The 16445-nt window shown below is 67.8% G+C and carries 17 protein-coding genes; 8 read left to right on the top strand and 9 right to left on the bottom strand.

All coding sequences use genetic code 11. The features are described 5' to 3' along the window. Positions 1–102: 102 nt before the first annotated feature. The 5 genes from DC347_RS02335 to DC347_RS02315 are packed head-to-tail and all read right to left on the bottom strand — an operon-like array spanning position 103 to position 5393. Positions 103–873: an SDR family oxidoreductase gene (locus DC347_RS02335; protein ID WP_109044325.1), complete on the bottom strand. Its 771-nt coding sequence runs from the start codon at positions 871–873 to the stop codon at positions 103–105. 35 nt (positions 874–908) lie between these two features. Beyond that, positions 909–2270, bottom strand: coding sequence for an MFS transporter (locus tag DC347_RS02330; protein ID WP_240617680.1), 1362 nt, complete (start codon positions 2268–2270; stop codon positions 909–911). 5 nt (positions 2271–2275) lie between these two features. Beyond that, positions 2276–2782 carry a helix-turn-helix domain-containing protein gene (locus tag DC347_RS02325; RefSeq protein WP_026264312.1) on the bottom strand — a complete coding sequence of 169 codons (507 nt, stop codon included), beginning with the start codon at positions 2780–2782 and terminating at the stop codon, positions 2276–2278. A 51-nt stretch (positions 2783–2833) separates the two neighbouring features. After that, positions 2834–3997, bottom strand: a complete 1164-nt coding sequence (locus DC347_RS02320; RefSeq protein WP_018760526.1) for a cystathionine gamma-synthase — start codon at positions 3995–3997, stop codon at positions 2834–2836. Positions 3998–4007: 10 nt separating this feature from the next. Further along, the gene (locus DC347_RS02315) at positions 4008–5393 is read right to left on the bottom strand and encodes a cystathionine beta-synthase (RefSeq protein ID WP_109044323.1); all 1386 of its coding nucleotides are present in this window, start codon (positions 5391–5393) and stop codon (positions 4008–4010) included. Positions 5394–5455: 62 nt separating this feature from the next. On the opposite strand from DC347_RS02315, the gene DC347_RS02310 reads away from it, so the two are divergent. Then, positions 5456–6640 (top strand): SLC13 family permease, encoded by a 1185-nt coding sequence (locus DC347_RS02310; protein ID WP_109044322.1) that lies wholly within the window; start codon positions 5456–5458, stop codon positions 6638–6640. 21 nt (positions 6641–6661) lie between these two features. On the opposite strand, the gene DC347_RS02305 is transcribed toward DC347_RS02310, so the two are convergent. Beyond that, a complete protein-coding gene (locus DC347_RS02305) occupies positions 6662–7075 on the bottom strand; it encodes a VOC family protein (RefSeq protein WP_018760529.1) in 414 nt (137 codons plus the stop codon). A 136-nt stretch (positions 7076–7211) separates the two neighbouring features. Here DC347_RS02305 and DC347_RS02300 point away from each other — a divergent pair, with 136 nt between their 5' ends. From DC347_RS02300 to DC347_RS02285, 4 genes are all read left to right on the top strand, one after another. After that, positions 7212–8195, top strand: coding sequence for a DNA-3-methyladenine glycosylase (locus DC347_RS02300; RefSeq protein ID WP_109044418.1), 984 nt, complete (start codon positions 7212–7214; stop codon positions 8193–8195). A gap of 105 nt (positions 8196–8300) precedes the next feature. After that, positions 8301–8891: a hypothetical protein gene (locus tag DC347_RS02295; RefSeq protein ID WP_109044321.1), complete on the top strand. Its 591-nt coding sequence runs from the start codon at positions 8301–8303 to the stop codon at positions 8889–8891. 68 nt (positions 8892–8959) lie between these two features. After that, positions 8960–10453, top strand: a complete 1494-nt coding sequence (locus DC347_RS02290; RefSeq protein ID WP_109044320.1) for a hypothetical protein — start codon at positions 8960–8962, stop codon at positions 10451–10453. Positions 10454–10590: 137 nt separating this feature from the next. Then, positions 10591–10908: a hypothetical protein gene (locus tag DC347_RS02285; protein ID WP_109044319.1), complete on the top strand. Its 318-nt coding sequence runs from the start codon at positions 10591–10593 to the stop codon at positions 10906–10908. Here DC347_RS02285 and DC347_RS02280 read toward each other — a convergent pair whose 3' ends face one another. Continuing rightward, a complete protein-coding gene (locus DC347_RS02280) occupies positions 10909–12585 on the bottom strand; it encodes an AMP-binding protein (RefSeq protein ID WP_109044318.1) in 1677 nt (558 codons plus the stop codon). It lies immediately after the preceding gene. A gap of 102 nt (positions 12586–12687) precedes the next feature. On the opposite strand from DC347_RS02280, the gene DC347_RS02275 reads away from it, so the two are divergent. Beyond that, positions 12688–12966, top strand: a complete 279-nt coding sequence (locus DC347_RS02275) for a putative quinol monooxygenase (protein ID WP_018760535.1) — start codon at positions 12688–12690, stop codon at positions 12964–12966. Positions 12967–13028: 62 nt separating this feature from the next. On the opposite strand, the gene trxA is transcribed toward DC347_RS02275, so the two are convergent. After that, positions 13029–13466, bottom strand: coding sequence for a thioredoxin (trxA, locus tag DC347_RS02270; RefSeq protein WP_018760536.1), 438 nt, complete (start codon positions 13464–13466; stop codon positions 13029–13031). A 93-nt stretch (positions 13467–13559) separates the two neighbouring features. Beyond that, positions 13560–14114 carry an acyl-CoA thioesterase gene (locus DC347_RS02265; protein ID WP_018760537.1) on the bottom strand — a complete coding sequence of 185 codons (555 nt, stop codon included), beginning with the start codon at positions 14112–14114 and terminating at the stop codon, positions 13560–13562. A 72-nt stretch (positions 14115–14186) separates the two neighbouring features. Here DC347_RS02265 and DC347_RS02260 point away from each other — a divergent pair, with 72 nt between their 5' ends. Continuing rightward, on the top strand, positions 14187–14921 hold the full coding sequence (locus DC347_RS02260; RefSeq protein ID WP_018760538.1) for a potassium channel family protein: 735 nt from the start codon (positions 14187–14189) through the stop codon (positions 14919–14921). A gap of 341 nt (positions 14922–15262) precedes the next feature. Then, positions 15263–16294 (top strand): LysM domain-containing protein, encoded by a 1032-nt coding sequence (locus DC347_RS02255; protein ID WP_109044317.1) that lies wholly within the window; start codon positions 15263–15265, stop codon positions 16292–16294. The last annotated feature ends 151 nt before the right edge of the window (positions 16295–16445 follow it).

The raw sequence follows: 16445 nt of genomic DNA, 5'->3' as shown, positions 1-16445 counted from the left end.
TTCTTCCCAACCAGGTCGCAGTTGTTGTCGTTTTGGCGGTCCACAAAGGCATCTAGTGCGAGCCAGTTGGGAGGGCGCGGGGCGAACGGGGCCGCAGGGAGCTCAGGCGGAGAAGCCGCCGTCGGCCTTGATCAGCTGCCCGGAGACCCAGCGCCCGGCGGGCGAGAGCAGGAACGCCACCGTTCCGGCGACGTCTGCAGGGGTGCCGAGGCGGCCGGTGGGCTGCTGGGCGGTGAGCTCTTCCTTTAGGTCGGGAGTCATCCAGCCCGTATCGATGGGCCCGGGGTTCAGGACGTTCGCCGAGATGCGCTGTGGACCCAGCTCGCGTGCGGCGGCAATGACGATCCGGTCCAGGGCACCCTTGGAGGCGCCGTAGGGAAGGTTGAACGCGGTGTGGTCGCTGGTCAGTGCCACGATCGCGCCGCCGTCGTCCGGGGCCTGGCGGGCGAACGCGGCGATCAGCTGCCAGCTGGCGCGCGTGTTCACGGCGAAGTGCCGGTCGAAGGAATTTACAGTAGTGTCCAGCACGCCCGAATCCACCGATTCGGCATGGCTGAGCACGAGGCCCCGCAGCGGACCAGCAAGCTCCACGGCCTCGGCCACCAGCCTGTCCGGCACACCGGGGTCCTGCAGGTCTGCGGGAACGGCGTGGACCGTGGCGCCGATGGCTTCGAGCTCGGCGGTAAGGCGGAGGACATCGTCCGGCTCACTCCCCCACGGCATCCGGGCGTCATAGCCCGCCCAGTACGAGAGGACGAGGTCCCAGCCATCGGCGGCCAGCTGCCGGGTGATGCCGGCACCGATGTTCCCGGTGCGCCCGGCGCCGGTGACCAGGGCAACGGGGCGGGCAGCGGCGGGTGCGTCTGATTCCATCCGACCAGCCTAGCGCCGCCTTGTGGGGCGCTGGTTCAGGCCGCAGCCGGCTCCGCTTCCCGCGAACTCCGGTCCCGGCGGATGGTGGCGCTGATGACCGCAGCGATGGTGCACATGGCCGCCGCACCCAGCCAGGCGTAGGTGTAGTGCCCGGTGGCATCCCGCAGGGCTCCGGCGGCGATGGCCGCCGCGGCGGCGCCGAGCTGGTGGGCCGCGAACACCCAGCCGAAGACCACGCTGCCGTCCGCACCAAACGTTTCGCGGCAGATGGCGGCCGTGGGGGGAACGGTGGCTACCCAGTCCAGGCCGTAGATCACCACGAAGACGATCATGCTGGGCTGGACCTCGGCGTTCAGCAGCAATGGAAGCACCAGCAGGCCGATGCCTCGGAACTGGTAGTAGACGGCCAGCAGGACGCGGGGATTGAACCTGTCGGTCAGCCAGCCGGAGGCGATGGTGCCGATGATGTCGAAGATCCCGACGACGGCGAGCAGTCCTGCGGCCGTCGTTTCGGGCATGCCGTGGTCGTGCGCGGAGGGGATGAAGTGGGTGCCGATCAGCCCGTTGGTGGTGGCTCCGCAGATGGCGAAACCTGCCGCCAGCGCCCAGAACGTCCGGACTTTGATGGCCCGGCGGAGGACCTGGAGGGCGCGGACGGCGGCGTTGGCGCGGGGCCCGTCCGCGGCTGCGGGGACTTTGGCTCCGTCCGGCATCACGGTGTCCGCGGGCACCGGGGGCAGGGCGCCGTACGGCAACACCCCGACGTCGGCGGGCGAGTTTTTGAGGAACTTTAGCACCAGCGGGACCACGGCGAGGGCGCCCGCGGCGATCAGCAGGGATGCCTGCCGCCAGCCGGGGTCCTGTGCCAGGAGGGCGATGAACGGCAGGAAGACGAGCTGGCCGGCGGCGCTGCCGGCGGTCAGGATGCCGATGACCAGCCCCCGGTTTTTGGTGAACCAGGTGTTGGCGATGGTGGCCGCGAAGACCAAGGCCATGGAACCGGTGCCGAGGCCGATCAGCAGGCCCCAGGTCAGCAGGATCTGCCAGGACTGGTTCACCAGCACCGTCAAGGCGCTGCCGAGGCCGATCAGGACCAGGGCTGTTGCCGTGATGGCGCGGATGCCGAACCGTTCCATCAAGGCGGCGGCGAACGGTGCGGTCAGGCCGAACAGGACAAGGTTGATGCTGACCGCAGCCGACAGGACCGTGGTGGACCAGCCGAACTCCTGCTGGAGCGGGACCATGAGCACCCCGGGGGCCGCCCGGAATCCAGCCGCCCCGACCAGCGCAAGGAACGCCACGGCGGCGACGATCCATGCCGGGTGCAGCCGGCGGCGCCGGACCGTGTCCGGCCCGGCGGCGGCTTCGGCGGGTAATTCGGCTGCTTCCTCGGGCAGGGTGCTCACGCGGCCGTTCCCTCCCGGGCTGCGGTGGACAACCGGATGGGCTGCTCGGACCGTGACCGGCTGTGCCAGCTGGTGTTCGCGGCGGTGAGCCGTTCCCCGCACCTCGTGCAGGTGTCGGCCGAGGTGGTGGGTTTCCCGCAGCCCGAATGGATGACGTACAGGTGGGCCTGCTCCGAGGGCGCGGGCAGGTGCTTCTCCGCCCAGATGGTGACCGCGTTCAGGACCGGGAGTGCGTCTTCACCCATGGCGGTGAGCACGTATTCCTGGCGGGTACGGCCGCCGTCGTCGTACGGCTTCTTCTCCAGCAGCCCGGACTCAACCAAACCCGCGAGCCGCTTGGTGAGGACCGAGTCGGCCACTTCGAGGCGGGCCTTCATGGGGTCGAACCGGCCGTTCCCGAAGAAGACCTCGCGCAGGACCAGGACGGACCAGGGGTCGCCCAGGATGTCCAGGCCGCGGGCCATGCTGCAGGTGCGTTGGGACCAGTCTGATCGGAGGGGCATACGGAACCCTAGCTGACTTTCTTCAAGAAAGCCAGGGTTCCCCTGCCGCCGCTACGGTATTGCGGAAAAGGCCTGGTCGAGGTCGGCGATGAGGTCCTCGACGTCCTCGATGCCGCAGGACAGGCGCAGCAGGTTGACCGGAACTGCCAGCTCGGTACCTTTCACCGAGGCGTGGGTCATCTCTGACGGGTAGTTCATGAGCGATTCGATGCCGCCGAGCGATTCGGCCAGGGTGAACACGGTGGTGGACTCCGCCACCTTCCGGGCCGCGGCTTCACCGCCCTTGAACTGCACGGACACCATGCCGCCGAACTTGCGCATCTGCGTCCTGGCGAGTTCGTGGCCGGGGTGCGTCGGCAGGCCCGGGTACAGCACAGCCTCCACTTCGGGACGCTCCAGCAGCCACTCGGCCACCGCCTGGCCGTTCTCGCTGTGCCGGTCCATGCGCACGCCAAGCGTCTTCAGCCCCCGGGTGGTCAGGAAGGCGTCCATCGGCCCGGACACCGCACCTACCGCGAACTGCACGAAACCGATCTTCTCCGCCAGCTCCGCGTCCTTGACCACCACGGCGCCGCCCACCACATCCGAGTGTCCGCCAATGTACTTGGTGGTGGAGTGGACCACGACGTCGGCACCGAGGGCCAGCGGGTTCTGCAGGTAGGGCGAGGCGAAGGTGTTGTCCACCACCAGCAGGGCGCCGGCGGCGTGGGCGATATCCGCGAGCGCGGCGATGTCCGTGATCTTCATCAGCGGGTTGGAGGGGGTCTCCACCCACACGAAGCGCGTCTTGTTGGCGGCGACGGCGCTGCGGACGGTGTCCAGGTTGGCCATGTCCACCGGGGTGTTGCCGATCCCCCAATCGCCCAGCACGCGGCTGATCAGCCGGTAGGTGCCGCCGTACGCGTCGTTGCCGAGCACGATGTGGTCGCCCGGGCGGGTGAGGGCACGGATAAGGGCGTCCTCCGCGGCCAGGCCGGAGCTGAAGCTGTAGGCATGCGTCCCGAGTTCCAGGGCGGCAAGCTGTTCCTGCAGCGCGTCCCGGGTGGGGTTGCCGCCGCGGCCGTACTCGTAACCGCTGCGCAGGCCGCCGATGCCGTCCTGGGCGTAGGTGGAACTGAAGTGCAACGGGGGGACCACGGCGCCGGTACGGGGCTCGAAAGCCTGGCCGGCGTGGACGGCCCGGGTGTTGAAGCCTTGGTTCTCAGAGGCAGTCATGGGTGCTCCTTTAGTTGCTCAGGTAGGCCAGCAGGTCGTGCCGGGTGAGGATTCCCACGGGCGCGCCCACAAACGTGACCATCAGGGTATCCGTGTCCGAGAGCAGCTCCTTGGCGGCGGAGATGGTTTCCAGCGACCCGATCACGGGCAGCTTGGGGCCCATGTGTTCGGAAATCTTGTCCGTCAGCTTCGCTTCGCCGCGGAACAGCTTGGCGGTCAGCGTTCGTTCGTCCACGGCACCCAGGACCTCGCCCATGACCACGGGCGGTTCCTGCGAGAGGACCGGGATGTGGCTGACGCCGAACTCCGTCATGATGTTGATGACGTCCCGCACGGATTCGTTGGGGTGGATGTGTACCAGGTCCGGCAGTTCGCCGGTCTTGGACTTGATGACCTCACCCACCGACGTTTCCTCGCCCCCGGAGAGGAAGCCGTAGGAGCGCATCCACTGGTCGTTGAAGATCTTCGCCAGGTATCCGCGGCCCGAGTCGGGCAGGATGACCACGACGACGGCACTTTCGGGCAGGTCCCGCGCCGCCTTGAGCGCTGCCACCACCGCCATGCCGGAGGAACCGCCCACCAGCAGGCCTTCCTCCCGCGCCAGGCGCCGGGTCATGGCGAAGGAGTCGGCGTCGCTGACGGCGATCACGTCGTCGGGGATGGACTTGTCGTAGTTGCCGGGCCACATGTCCTCGCCCACGCCCTCGACGAAGTAGGGCCGCCCGGTGCCGCCCGAGTAGACCGAGCCCTCGGGGTCGGCGCCGATGATCCGGACCACGCCGCCGTCGGACTCCGGCCGGTCAGCCGAAACTTCCTTCAAATAGCGGCCGGTCCCGGTGATGGTGCCGCCGGTGCCGGCACCGATGACGCAGTGCGTGATCCTGCCGTCGGTATCACGCCAGATCTCCGGGCCGGTGGTCTTGTAGTGGCTGCCCGGAGCGGCGGGGTTGGAGAACTGGTCCGGCTTGTAGGCACCGGGTGTCTCCCGGGTGATCCGGTCCGAGACGCCGTAGTAGCTTTGCGGGCTCTCCGGCGGGACCGACGTGGGCGTGACCACTACTTCGGCGCCGTAGGCCTGCAGCACGGCCCGCTTGTCCTCGCCCACCTTGTCCGGGACCACGAAGATGCATTTGTAGCCCTTTTGCTGCGCCACCAGGGCCAGGCCCACGCCGGTGTTGCCGGACGTCGGCTCCACGATGGTGCCGCCCGGCATCAGCTTGCCTTCGCGTTCGGCATCCTCGATCATCTGCGCCGCGATGCGGTCTTTGATGGAACCGCCGGGGTTCAGGTACTCCAGTTTGACCAAAATGGTGGCTTTGATGCCCTCGGTCACGTGGTTGAGTTTGATGAGCGGCGTATTGCCGATGAGGTCCAGGATGGACTGGGCGTACTTCATAGATACAAAGCTACCGCTTCCTGCAGGCCGTTCCCCGCCCGGGATGCGAGGATAGCCCGGTGATGCAGTTCGCATGGCTGAAAGCCACCCGCAGCTACCTGCTGCCCGGCGCAACCCTGGCGGCAGGCCTGGCCACCCTCGCCGTCGGCGCCCTCCCCGTCCCGGCCTTCGGCGAACTGGCCGGACGCACCATTCCCATCCTGGCTTTCGTGCTGGCCATGTCCCTGGTGACCGAACTGGTGGACGAGGCAGGACTTTTCCGCGTGGTGACGGACCGGTTGGCGGCGCTGGGCAGGGGCCGCGTTTTCACCCTGTGGCTGTTGGTGGTGGCCGTGGCCACGGTGGCCACGGTGTTCCTGTCCCTGGACACCACCGCCGTGCTGGTGACACCCGTGGTAGTCCTCCTGGCTGTCCACGCCCGGATCCCTCCCCTGCCGTTCGCGCTGACCAGCATCTGGCTGGCGAATACGGCCTCACTCCTGCTGCCCGTCTCCAACCTGACCAACCTCCTGGCCCAGGACCGGCTTGGCCTGAGCCCCTGGCGCTTCGCGGGACTGGTCTGGGCGCCCGCCGTCGTGGGACTGCTGGTCCCCCTCGTCCTGCTCTGGTTGGCGTTCCGGCGGGACTTGCGCGGAACCTACGGGCCGCAGCCAACGCATCCCGTCCGTGACCGCACCCTGTTGAAGGCCGCCGCCGTGACGCTCCTGGTCCTGTTCCCGGCCCTGGTCTCAGGCGTCCCGGTCCAGTACCCCGCCCTTGCCGCGGCGGCGGTCCTGCTGGCGGTCTTCCTGCGCCGCAGGCCCTCGGCCCTGCGGTGGTCCATGGTCCCGTGGCGGCCGCTGATGCTGACAGTGGGCCTGTTCATGCTGATGGAAACGCTGCACGCACACGGGCTGACCACGCTGCTGGCAGGCATCGCCGGATCGGGCGACGGACTGCCGGCACTCCTGCAACTGGCCGGGCTGGGCGCGGGGGCGGCCAACGCCGCGAACAACCTTCCCGCCTACCTGGCCCTGGAGCCGGTGGCCGGATCTCCGGCCAGGCTGGCCGCCCTGCTCATCGGCGTGAACCTGGGCCCGTTGGTGAGCCCCTGGGCTTCGCTGGCCACGCTGCTGTGGCATGAGCGCCTGCGGGTACTGAACGTCCCTGTCAGGTGGGGCGGGTTTGCGGTGGCCGGGCTGGTGGCAGTCCTGCTGACGGTGCCGCTGGCCGTGCTGGCGCTGTGGCTGGTTTCCGGGATGCCCTGACGGCTCGTCTTTCCAGGGTGCTCAGGCGCCGTCCGGGGTCCCGGTGGCCTGCGGCGCGAGGTTCTGCCAGAGCCCCATCACGTTGCCCTCGGAATCCTGGAAGTATGCCGTGTAGCCCATGCCGGGGATCTCGTTCCTGGGCATGACCACTGCACCGCCCAGCTCCTCCACCGTCTTCAGTGTGGCGTTGATGTCCGGAACATCCACGGTGATGACGGGAGCGGTGATCCGTCCTTCCCTGGCCATCATTCCGCCGTTGATCGCCCCGGGCGTGGTTGGCTGCCCGGTGGCCGCATCCATGTCCGTGGTGATGACCATGGTGTAGTCCATCCCCGGCACCGGTTCCATCCGCCACCCCAGGGCTTCCTGGTAGAACTTCATTGCCCGCTCAGGGTCGTCCGCGGGAATCTCAAAATGCACTGCTCCGCCCACCATGGCCTCCTGATTCTCGACGGCACGGCTTATGGGCAGCCGCTGCCCGTGCGCCAGCAGTGATCCTAGTCCCGGGCTGCGACGCGGAGAAGGGCCGATGGTCCCGCCGGTGTCGGTGGGCCGTGGGACCATGGAAGACATGACGATCGCAGAGGCACCTCCCCGGCTGGCGGCCGCCGCGGACGTGTCCCTGCGCTGGTATCCGGAGGCGCCCTACAGCTTGTCCCGGACCCTTGGACCGCTGCTGCGGGGCAACAGCGATCCGTCTTTCTGCGTCCAGGGCGACGTGATCTGGAATGCCTTTACGTCCCCCACCGGCCCGGCCACCCTGCGGCTGTCCCCCGCGGGCGGCGAAGCGGGCGGCCCCTGGGTGGACGTCCAGGCATGGGGCCCGGGTGCTGCGGCCGCGGTCCAGGCAGCACCCCGGCTGTTGGGGGCCGACGACGACTGGCGGGATTTCGACGAACCCGCCTTCCATGCCACGCTGCCCCGCATGGTCCGGGAGGCACGCCGGCGCAGCCAGGCGCTGCGCCTGCCCGCGAGCGGCCGCATGGTGGACCAGATGGTGCCCATCATCCTGGAACAAAAGGTGACGGTGGTGGAGGCCCGGCGCGCCTACCGGTACCTGGTCCACCGCTACGGGACGCCGGCCCCGAGCGCGGGGGCCTCCACTCCGGCAGGACTCATTGTGGCGCCAACAGCGGCCCAATGGCTGCAGGTCCCCAGTTGGGAGTGGCACAAGGCCGGCGTGGGTCCCCAGCGTTCCGCCACCGTCATGCGGGCGCTGCGCTCCGCCGCCGCCCTGGAGCGGCTGGCAGCGTCGCCGGCCGCGGAAGCCGCAGAAAAAATGCAGGTGATTCCCGGGATTGGAGTCTGGACCGCCGCCGAGGTGGTGCAGCGCACCCACGGCTGCCCGGACTCCATCGCCGTGGGCGACTACCACCTGGCGGCCTACATCGGGGCCGCGCTCACGGGGCGCAGGACCGACGACGCCGGCATGATCCAACTGCTGGAACCCTGGCGCGGGCACCGGCAGCGGGTGGTGCGGATGATCCAGAGCACCGGTTACCGCAAGCCCACTTTTGGCCCGCGCATGACTATCCAGGACCACCGCCGGCACTGAAACCCTCCGCGGCAGGTCAACCGGTGCTTGATCCGGACCGGGATGGGTAAGGCTAGGGTGTGGCGTCCGGCCAGGCACGGCCGGACCACGAGTGAGAGGAACCCCATGAGCTCCGATCCAGGACGCACCAACCACGCCGGCGGAGAACCCCTGGACGTGGATCCAACCGGGCAAGACCCCGCGGTGGTGGACCCGGAGGCGCACGATCCGGACGGGGAGGCCAAACTGAAGCTGCAACTGGCCATCTTCGACGTGATTCGCCGCGGGGCCACGGGCAAGAGCCTTGACGAAATCCGGGAGATGCTGCTGACCGCGTTCGCAGCGCGGGACGTTGCCCCACCACCGTTCACCTGGGTGGAGTCGGCGGCGTCCTCTGCGTTTTACGGTGAGCCCTACATCATCGACTACCCAACTGCCATCGCCGCCGACGATCTGGAGGCTGCCCCCGATGAGGCGGTGCGGGAGCGGCTGGCCGCCCGACGGAAACTGCGCGAGACCCAACTGCCGCAGGGAATCCTTCCGGCACCGTCGGAGTGGCAGATTCCCGCCAACGAGGTGACCGGCGGCGGGACGCGGCAGGCCACCCGGGCCGGAAGGAACGGGGCAGCGGTCCTGGCCTTGGTCGCACTGGCGGCGGGCGCCGTCGCCGTTGTGGCGCTACGGCTGTCCCGCCGCCCAACCGGCCGCAGTAGCTAGCGGGCAGTTCTCCCCATGCCTCCGGCGGGGCGCCTCGCGTAAGCTTGCGCCTGGATATTGGGGGAATAATGGCAGGCATTTACGGGGCGGACGTCGCCCAACTTCGCGCCCTGGGGAAGGCCCTTACCGCCTCCTCCGCGCGCTTGATGTCCACTGCCACGGCGCTGTCGAGGAACGTGGGCGAGCCAGGCACCTGGAAAGGGGCCGACGCCGAGGGGTTCCGGAACGACTGGAATGGCACGCACAGCCTCCTGCTGGGCCGCGTCATTGAGGCCCTTGCGGACGCAGGGAAGGCAGCCGCACGGCACGCGGACGAGCAGGAACGCGCCAGCGGCGCCGGTGGCGCGGCGGGCCGGACCAGTTCGGCCGGGGGCCCTCCCGGCACGGCCGCCGGGGATGCGACGTCCGATTACCTGACCGGCGGGGAGCATTCCGTGGTGCGCCACCCCGACCGCGGCGAAGCGAACCTTTCGGCGCCCGAACTGGACAGGCTCCGGGGCCTGGTCAGGGACGCTGCGTCGGGCGACAACTTCTTTGTGGGCAACGATTCGGACGTCAACAAGCTCCGTGACGCCTTGACCGGGCTCAAACCTGCCCAGCTGAACCAGTTGCTGGAGTCGTTAACCGATGATGAGCTCCGAAGCCTGGGCAGCGGCGCGGCGGCCGACGGCAAGGGACTGTTCAACTGGGAGGGAACCACGCCTTTCGAACGTCAGCAACTGCTGGACCAGTTCCTGTCCAAGGCGTCAGCAGAGCAGGTGGGGCGCCTGAAGGACCTCATCCCGTGGGCCCAGCCGGACGGGCAGGCCATGGGAGATGCAGCGAGGCCTGATGGCCCTGAGGCCAGCAGCACGGACCGGTGGATGGAACCCAAGTGGCCGGTGATCGGACAACGCCCGGGCACTGGCGACATCAGGCAGGGGCAGTACGGGGACTGCGTGGTTTTGGCCGCCGCCGGGGCCATGGTCAATGCCGATCCGGGCTGGGCCCGCGAGCACGTAACGGATAACGGCAACGGCACGGTTTCCGTCCTGCTGTTCGACAAGAACGGAGAGGAGCAGTGGGTGACCGTCACCTCGGACCTGCCGGCAAACAGCAATGGCGCACAGATGGGAGCCAAAGCAGGGTTTGGCGGCAACTGGCCTGCCTATGTTGAGAAAGCGCTGGCCCAGGTTTACACCGAGGACGACAGAAACGACGGGACAGCGGAAGGGGCGCCCCCGGACCAGGCGTACCCGCCAGGGAACTACCGCGCCATTGAAGGCAACTGGGGTCCCGACGCATTCCAGTATTTGGCGGGACCGGACGTGGAACGCACCGATGACGCCGGGAAGCTGTGGGAAGCGGCCCGCAGGGGACGCCCGGCCTTGGTCACAACACTGGGTGAAACGCCGGAGGAGGCGCCCAACGGATACCATGCCGGCCACGCCTATTTCGTGACCGGAGTTGACGAGCGGGGGAACATCGTCCTTCAAAATCCATGGGGCCCTTCCGAGCCGCGCATGCAGATCTCGCAGGACGAATTCAGCAGGCTCTTCAGCGATGCCACGGTGGCGGGCTGATGCCGCGTCCCGCCCTGCGGCTTCGCAGCCGCGTTCGCGCCTGCACGGTTTTGCCTCTGGCACTCACTCTGAGCGGCTGCTCCACCTCCGCGGAGCCGTCCCAACCGCACTCATCCCAAGCCTCAAAGGAGCCGACCATGACGTCAACGGCAAGCTGCACCCACGCTGGAACTTACCGGATCATCCCGTCTGCAAATGGCTCTTTTCCGCTTCTGCCGGACTCCCCGCGGGGCCCGGATGCCACACCGCTCGTGCGACTGTCCAGCACACACCTGAAGAATGACCCGCCGACGGCGGACCTGTCGATAGCCTTGTTCGAGGTCAGCAGCCCGGCATCGAAGGACTTTCCAGGATTGGCACTCGGGCAGGAAGCCACCTTTGACGGCTACACCGTCCGGATCACCTCGATCTGCGAGGGCGAAGTCCGATTCGACCTGGTGCAGCAGCCCGGCTAGTCAGAGCCCCAGCCGCGCCACCGCTTCCTCCCGCATCTGGACTTTGCGGATCTTCCCGGAGACCGTCATGGGGAAGTTCTCCCGGACCTCCACATAGCGGGGAATCTTGAAGTGCGCCAGCCGGCCGCGGCAGAACTCAGCCACTGCCGCGGCGTCCAGTGGCTCCGCTCCGGGTTTGAGGATGATGCAGGCCATCAGTTCCTCGCCATATTTCGGATCCGGGACCCCGATGACCTGGACGTCCTGGATGGACGGGTGGGAATACAGGAACTCCTCAATCTCGCGCGGGTAGATATTCTCGCCCCCGCGGATCACCATGTCCTTGATCCGGCCTTCCACCACCACATAGCCGTCGTCGTCCATGCGGGCCAGGTCGCCGGTGTGCATCCAACCTTCCGCGTCGATGGCCTCGGCGGTCTTGTCCGGCTGGTTCCAGTATCCAGCCATGACGGCGTAACCGCGGGTGCAGAGTTCTCCGATCTGCCCGCGTTCAAGGTCTTCACCGGTGGCAGGATCCACGATCTTGCTTTCAAGTTGCGGCATGGTGCGGCCCACGGTCTCGGTGCGCTGGTGCAGCGTGTCGCCCTTGCGCGTCATGGTGGACACCGGGGACGTTTCGGTCATGCCGTAGCAGATGGCCACATCCACCATGTTCATCTCGGAAATCACCCGGTTCATCACCTCGATGGGGCACAGGGAGCCGGCCATCACCCCGGTCCGGAGCGTCGAAAGGTCATAGGAGCCGAAGTCCGGGAGTGCCAGCTCGGCGATGAACATGGTGGGCACCCCGTACAGCGACGTGCCGGTAAAGTCCTGCACGGCCTCGAGTGCGGCGGCAGGCGAGAAACCGCGCCCGGGGATGATGGTGGCGGCCCCGTGGCTGAGCGCGTTCAGGTTGCCGATCACCATGCCGAAGCAGTGATAGAACGGCACGGGGATGACCACCCGGTCGTGCTCGGTGTACCCCAGCAACTCGCCGATCGCGTAGCCGTTGTTGAGGATGTTGTGGTGGGTCAGCGTGGCGCCTTTGGGGAATCCCGTGGTACCGGAGGTGTATTGCAGGTTGATGGGATCATGCGGGCTGAGCTCAGCCATCCGGGCCTTCAGGGCAGCGTGCCCGACGTCGTCCGCCCGCTTGAGCAGTTCAGCGTACGTGAGTTCCGCGCCGCCTTGGGGGCTGCCGGCCGACAGCCCGTCCAGGCCATGGTCCGGCAGGAAGACGAGTTCCTTCAGGTCCGGGCACGCGGCCAGGGCCTGGCGGGCCATGCCGACATAGTCGCTGTTGCTGTCCGATGGCGCCGTGACCAGCATGCGCATGCCGTTTTGCTTGACGACGAATTCGAGTTCGTGGCTGCGGTAGGCGGGGTTGACGTTGACCAGGATCACGCCGGCTTTGGCGGTGGCGTACTGCAGGAGCGTCCATTCGGCGCAGTTGGGGCTCCAGATGCCCACCCGCTCCCCCTTGGCGACACCCAGGGCGAGGAGCGCACGCGCCAGTCGGTCGACGTCGTCGTTCATCTTGGTGTAGCTCCAGCGCCGGGCATCGGCGCCGGGCACGGGCGCGGCCTCGATCAGCGCGTCATGCAGCGGAAAGTGCGCGGCGACGCGCTCGAAATTCGCGCCAATGGTTTCTTCCAGGAGCGGGACGTCAGTGTCCCCGGCTGTATATGCACGCATGGTGGAACGCTACCAACAGGATCCCGGCGGGAGAAGGAAGGCGGGGCCGGACTCGGCCGCAACGCACGAGACGGACCGGCGGCGCCCGGTATTGTGAAAACCATGAGTGCACCCATTGACCTGATAGCAACGTTCATTCCCAACGACGGCGAGTTCTTCCGCGTCAAACTTGCCCTGGAAATCGCCATCGATGAGGTGGTGAATGAACCGGGCTGCATCCGTTACGAGCTGACCGAAGCCACGGAGGAGAAGCTGGTGCTGACCGAGCAGTGGGCGTCCCAGGAAGAGCTGGACAAGCACTCCAAGGGCACCGCGGTGCAGGACCTGAACGAATCGCTGAGCGCACTGCTGGCCGAACCGGTCAAGGTGGAACGCGTCTAGGGACGTATTAACGCACACTGCGGGACCCCGGACGGGGTCCCGCAGTGTGCGTTAACGAGGGTCTAGAAGTCGGGAATCTGGGTGCCGTCCTGTGGACCGCCCTGGGTGCCGGCGGGCTTCCCGGCCGCGGCAGCGGCTTCTTCCCGCTGGCGGGCCACATGCGCGTGGACCTCCTCCATGTCCAAGGCCTTAACCGCGTCCACCACCTGCTCCAGCTGCTGGGCGTTCAGGGCGCCGGGCTGCGAGAACACCAGCACCTTTTCACGGAAGGCCATCAGCGTGGGGATGGAGGTGATGCCTGCCTCCGCCGCCAGCTGCTGCTCTGCTTCGGTGTCCACCTTGGTGAACACGACGTCAGGGTGCTTCTCGGAAACGGCGGCGTAGGTGGGGCCGAACTGCTTGCAGGGGCCGCACCATTCTGCCCAGAAATCCACCAGGACAATGTCGTTGCCTTCGATCGTGGATGCGAACTGTTCACCTGTGATGTCAAGGGTAGCCATGCGACTACGCTACGCGCCCGTGGCTGTCCGTGTCGCGGGTGTTCGCTCCCCGCGTCATCGGGAATACCCAGCGTACGACGACGACACAACGGTTCAGCGGTAGGCATCCCACAGGTGCGGGGCGGGGGTGCGGCTGCCGGGGAGGGCGCTGGTAGCGCGCCATTCGTGGATCCATTCGGGAAGCACCAGGTCCGCCGGCGGGGCACCAAACTCCGCGATGATGTCTTCCTGGCTGACCGGGCCTCCTTTGGTGACCAGCCGGGTGGCGATGTAGGCACGTGCGTAAATCTCGCCGTCGGCCACCATGCGCTGCTCGAAGAAGATCGCCTTGGTGTCCAGCCCGATGACGCGGGTCTCGATGGTGTAGTCCTGCCACAGCTGCAGCGACTTGCGGAAGGCGATGGTTTCCGCGGAAACCACCGGGCTCCAGCCACGGCGGCGCATCCGCTTCCAGACGCCGCTGCGCACCATGAGGTCGAACCGGCCGAGGTCCATGAGGGAGAGGTACATGCCGTTGTTCACGTGCATGGCGATGTCGATGTCCGTGGGCAGGACCCGAAGCGGCAGCGACGAGGACTCCCACACGGAGACGGGCGCGCGCCGGGCGGAACGGAACAGCAGGAGGATGGTTCTCAGGAGCAGGTGCATGCCCCAATGCTACCCGCGGGTAACATGCTGGGCACCTGCTGTTGGCTGGGGCATCACCGTAGGATTTCCTGCATGACGCAGCAACGCTATCGCGATCTGGCGGAGTGGCCCCTGATGGCAACGGCACTGGTGTTCCTGGCAGCCTACGCGTGGCAGGTCATCGGCCGGCTTGAGGGCAGCGGCGCGGACTGGCTGGAAATGGTCATGTGGGTGACGTGGTGCGTGTTCGTGCTGGACTACGCGGCGAACCTGTGGCTGGCGGAGAACCGCCGGCAGTGGTTCATCCGCAACCTCCACGAGCTGGTCATCGTGGCGCTGCCGTTCTTCCGGCCGCTGCGCCTGCTGCGGCTGGTGACCCTGTTGTCAGTCCTGCACCGGACAGTGGGCGAAACGCTGCGCGGCCGGGTGGTTACCTATGTGGCCGGCTCCGCCGCCCTGCTGGTCTTCGTGGGCGCGCTGGCAGTCCTGGACGTGGAACAGTGGGCGCCGGACGCCAAGATCCTCACGTTCGGCGACGCCCTGTGGTGGGCCACGTCCACCATCACCACGGTTGGCTACGGGGACATGTATCCGGTCACGCCCATTGGCCGGCTGGTGGCGACCGCGCTGATGATGAGCGGGATTGCCGTGCTGGGCGTGGTAACGGCCTCCATCGCATCGTGGCTGGTCCAGCGGGTGGAGGACACAGCGGAATCGGTTGCCGAAGCCGTTGAAGAACCCATGCGGGTGGAAGTGGCGGAACTGGTGGCTGAGATCGCCCTGCTGCGCCGGGAAATCGCGGAACTGCGGGACCGCCGGGCGCCGTAGCAGCAAGTACCGCACGCTCCCGGCCTGAGTAGGGGCGCTGCCGGGGACGAGTACCGGTGCCGAAAACTCGGGTAATTCCTACTGGTGCCCGCTCGGTGGCCGGATTCCTAGACTCGGGATTCCTAGGACCACCACGCACCGGCAGGTGCACCGGGTTGCTTCCGGACGTTCCTGCCATCACGCGGAGCTCCGCATTTTCTGGGTATGCGGATGCCTCCATCTTGCGCCGCACGCGGCCTCCGGCACCCGCCGGGGCCAGCGGTGCAACGGCATCGCGATCCGTCCTTGACCGTGGGCATGCACCGCATGTCCTGGCGGGACCGAACCCAGATGGGCCCCCCATGAACCAGCCTCTCCCCCCTTCCGACGGCACCAGCAGAAGCTTTGTCACCGACGAACCCCGGACGGACCTCACCACCGGACGTCCGGTCATCAGCAACAAGTTATGGGCCGGCATGGCCACGGCGGCCGTTGTGGCCGCGATGGGCATCGGCGCCATGGCTGCGCCGCCTGCGTCCCTCAGCGGAGGCACACCTGCGGCGGCGGTCCAGGTGGCGGCGGCCGCCGTTCCGTCGCCGGCTCCCGACGTTGACTCCGGCGAGGCAGCAGACTCCTCCGGAGAAAACGCACCCGATACTCCGGCCGCTGCGGCCGCGCCTGTGGCCGCGCCAGCTGCGGACGCAGCCCCGGCACCAGCAGCAGCCCCCGAACCGGCACCAGCCCCCGAACCGGCTCCAGCGCCGGCTCCAGCTCCGGCTCCAGCTCCCGAACCGGCGGGTGACCCCAACGTCTACACCGTGGTCTCTGGCGACACGGTGGGCGGGATTGCTGCCAGCCACGGCGTGGACATGAATGCCATGCTCGCGGCCAACGGCCTGGGCGCGTACAGCATCATCTACCCGGGCCAGACACTGGTGCTGACCGGCCCTGCCATAGCGGTGGCCGCCCCGGCTCCGGCTCCAGCCGCCGCGCCTGCCCCGGCAGCAGCCCCGGCCCCCGCCGCGGCTCCCGCACCTGCGCCGGCACCGGCACCGGCAGCACCCGCTGTCCGCACCATCTATGTGGCAGGGTCGGGCGGCCAGTCAATGGTGGACGCGTGCATCGGCCCCATCCACTTCACCCCGAACGACGGGTACTCGCTGTTCATCACCGAGCACGACTTCTGCGGCGGCTGGGCGCGGTTCTCCGGAATTGGGGTGGGTGAGACCGTCAGCATCCCCGGCTACGGCACCTACACCGTGACCGGCCGCGGCACCGTCCCCAACCCCGGAACCACCAACGACGTGATTGCTGTCTTCGGCGGGTTCCCGCGGGCCATCCTGCAAACCTGCATCCCGGGCACCAGCACGATGCTCCTGATCGCGTTGAACTGACTGCACGTAAACCACGGCGCGCGGCGCTGAACCGGGATTTCAGAAGCTTGTCCGCGGGTCCGAACCTTAACCGGCAGGATCCGCGGACAAGGCCATGGCGCTTCGCCGGAGGGTGAGTTCGGCGTCCTTCATTGGCGGCCCGGCCGTTGCG

The organism is Pseudarthrobacter sp. AG30, assembly GCF_003116525.1.
Classification (GTDB): domain Bacteria; phylum Actinomycetota; class Actinomycetes; order Actinomycetales; family Micrococcaceae; genus Arthrobacter.
The sequence above is the reverse complement of the archived record's forward strand: the minus strand, read 5'-3'. Positions and strand labels throughout refer to the sequence as shown.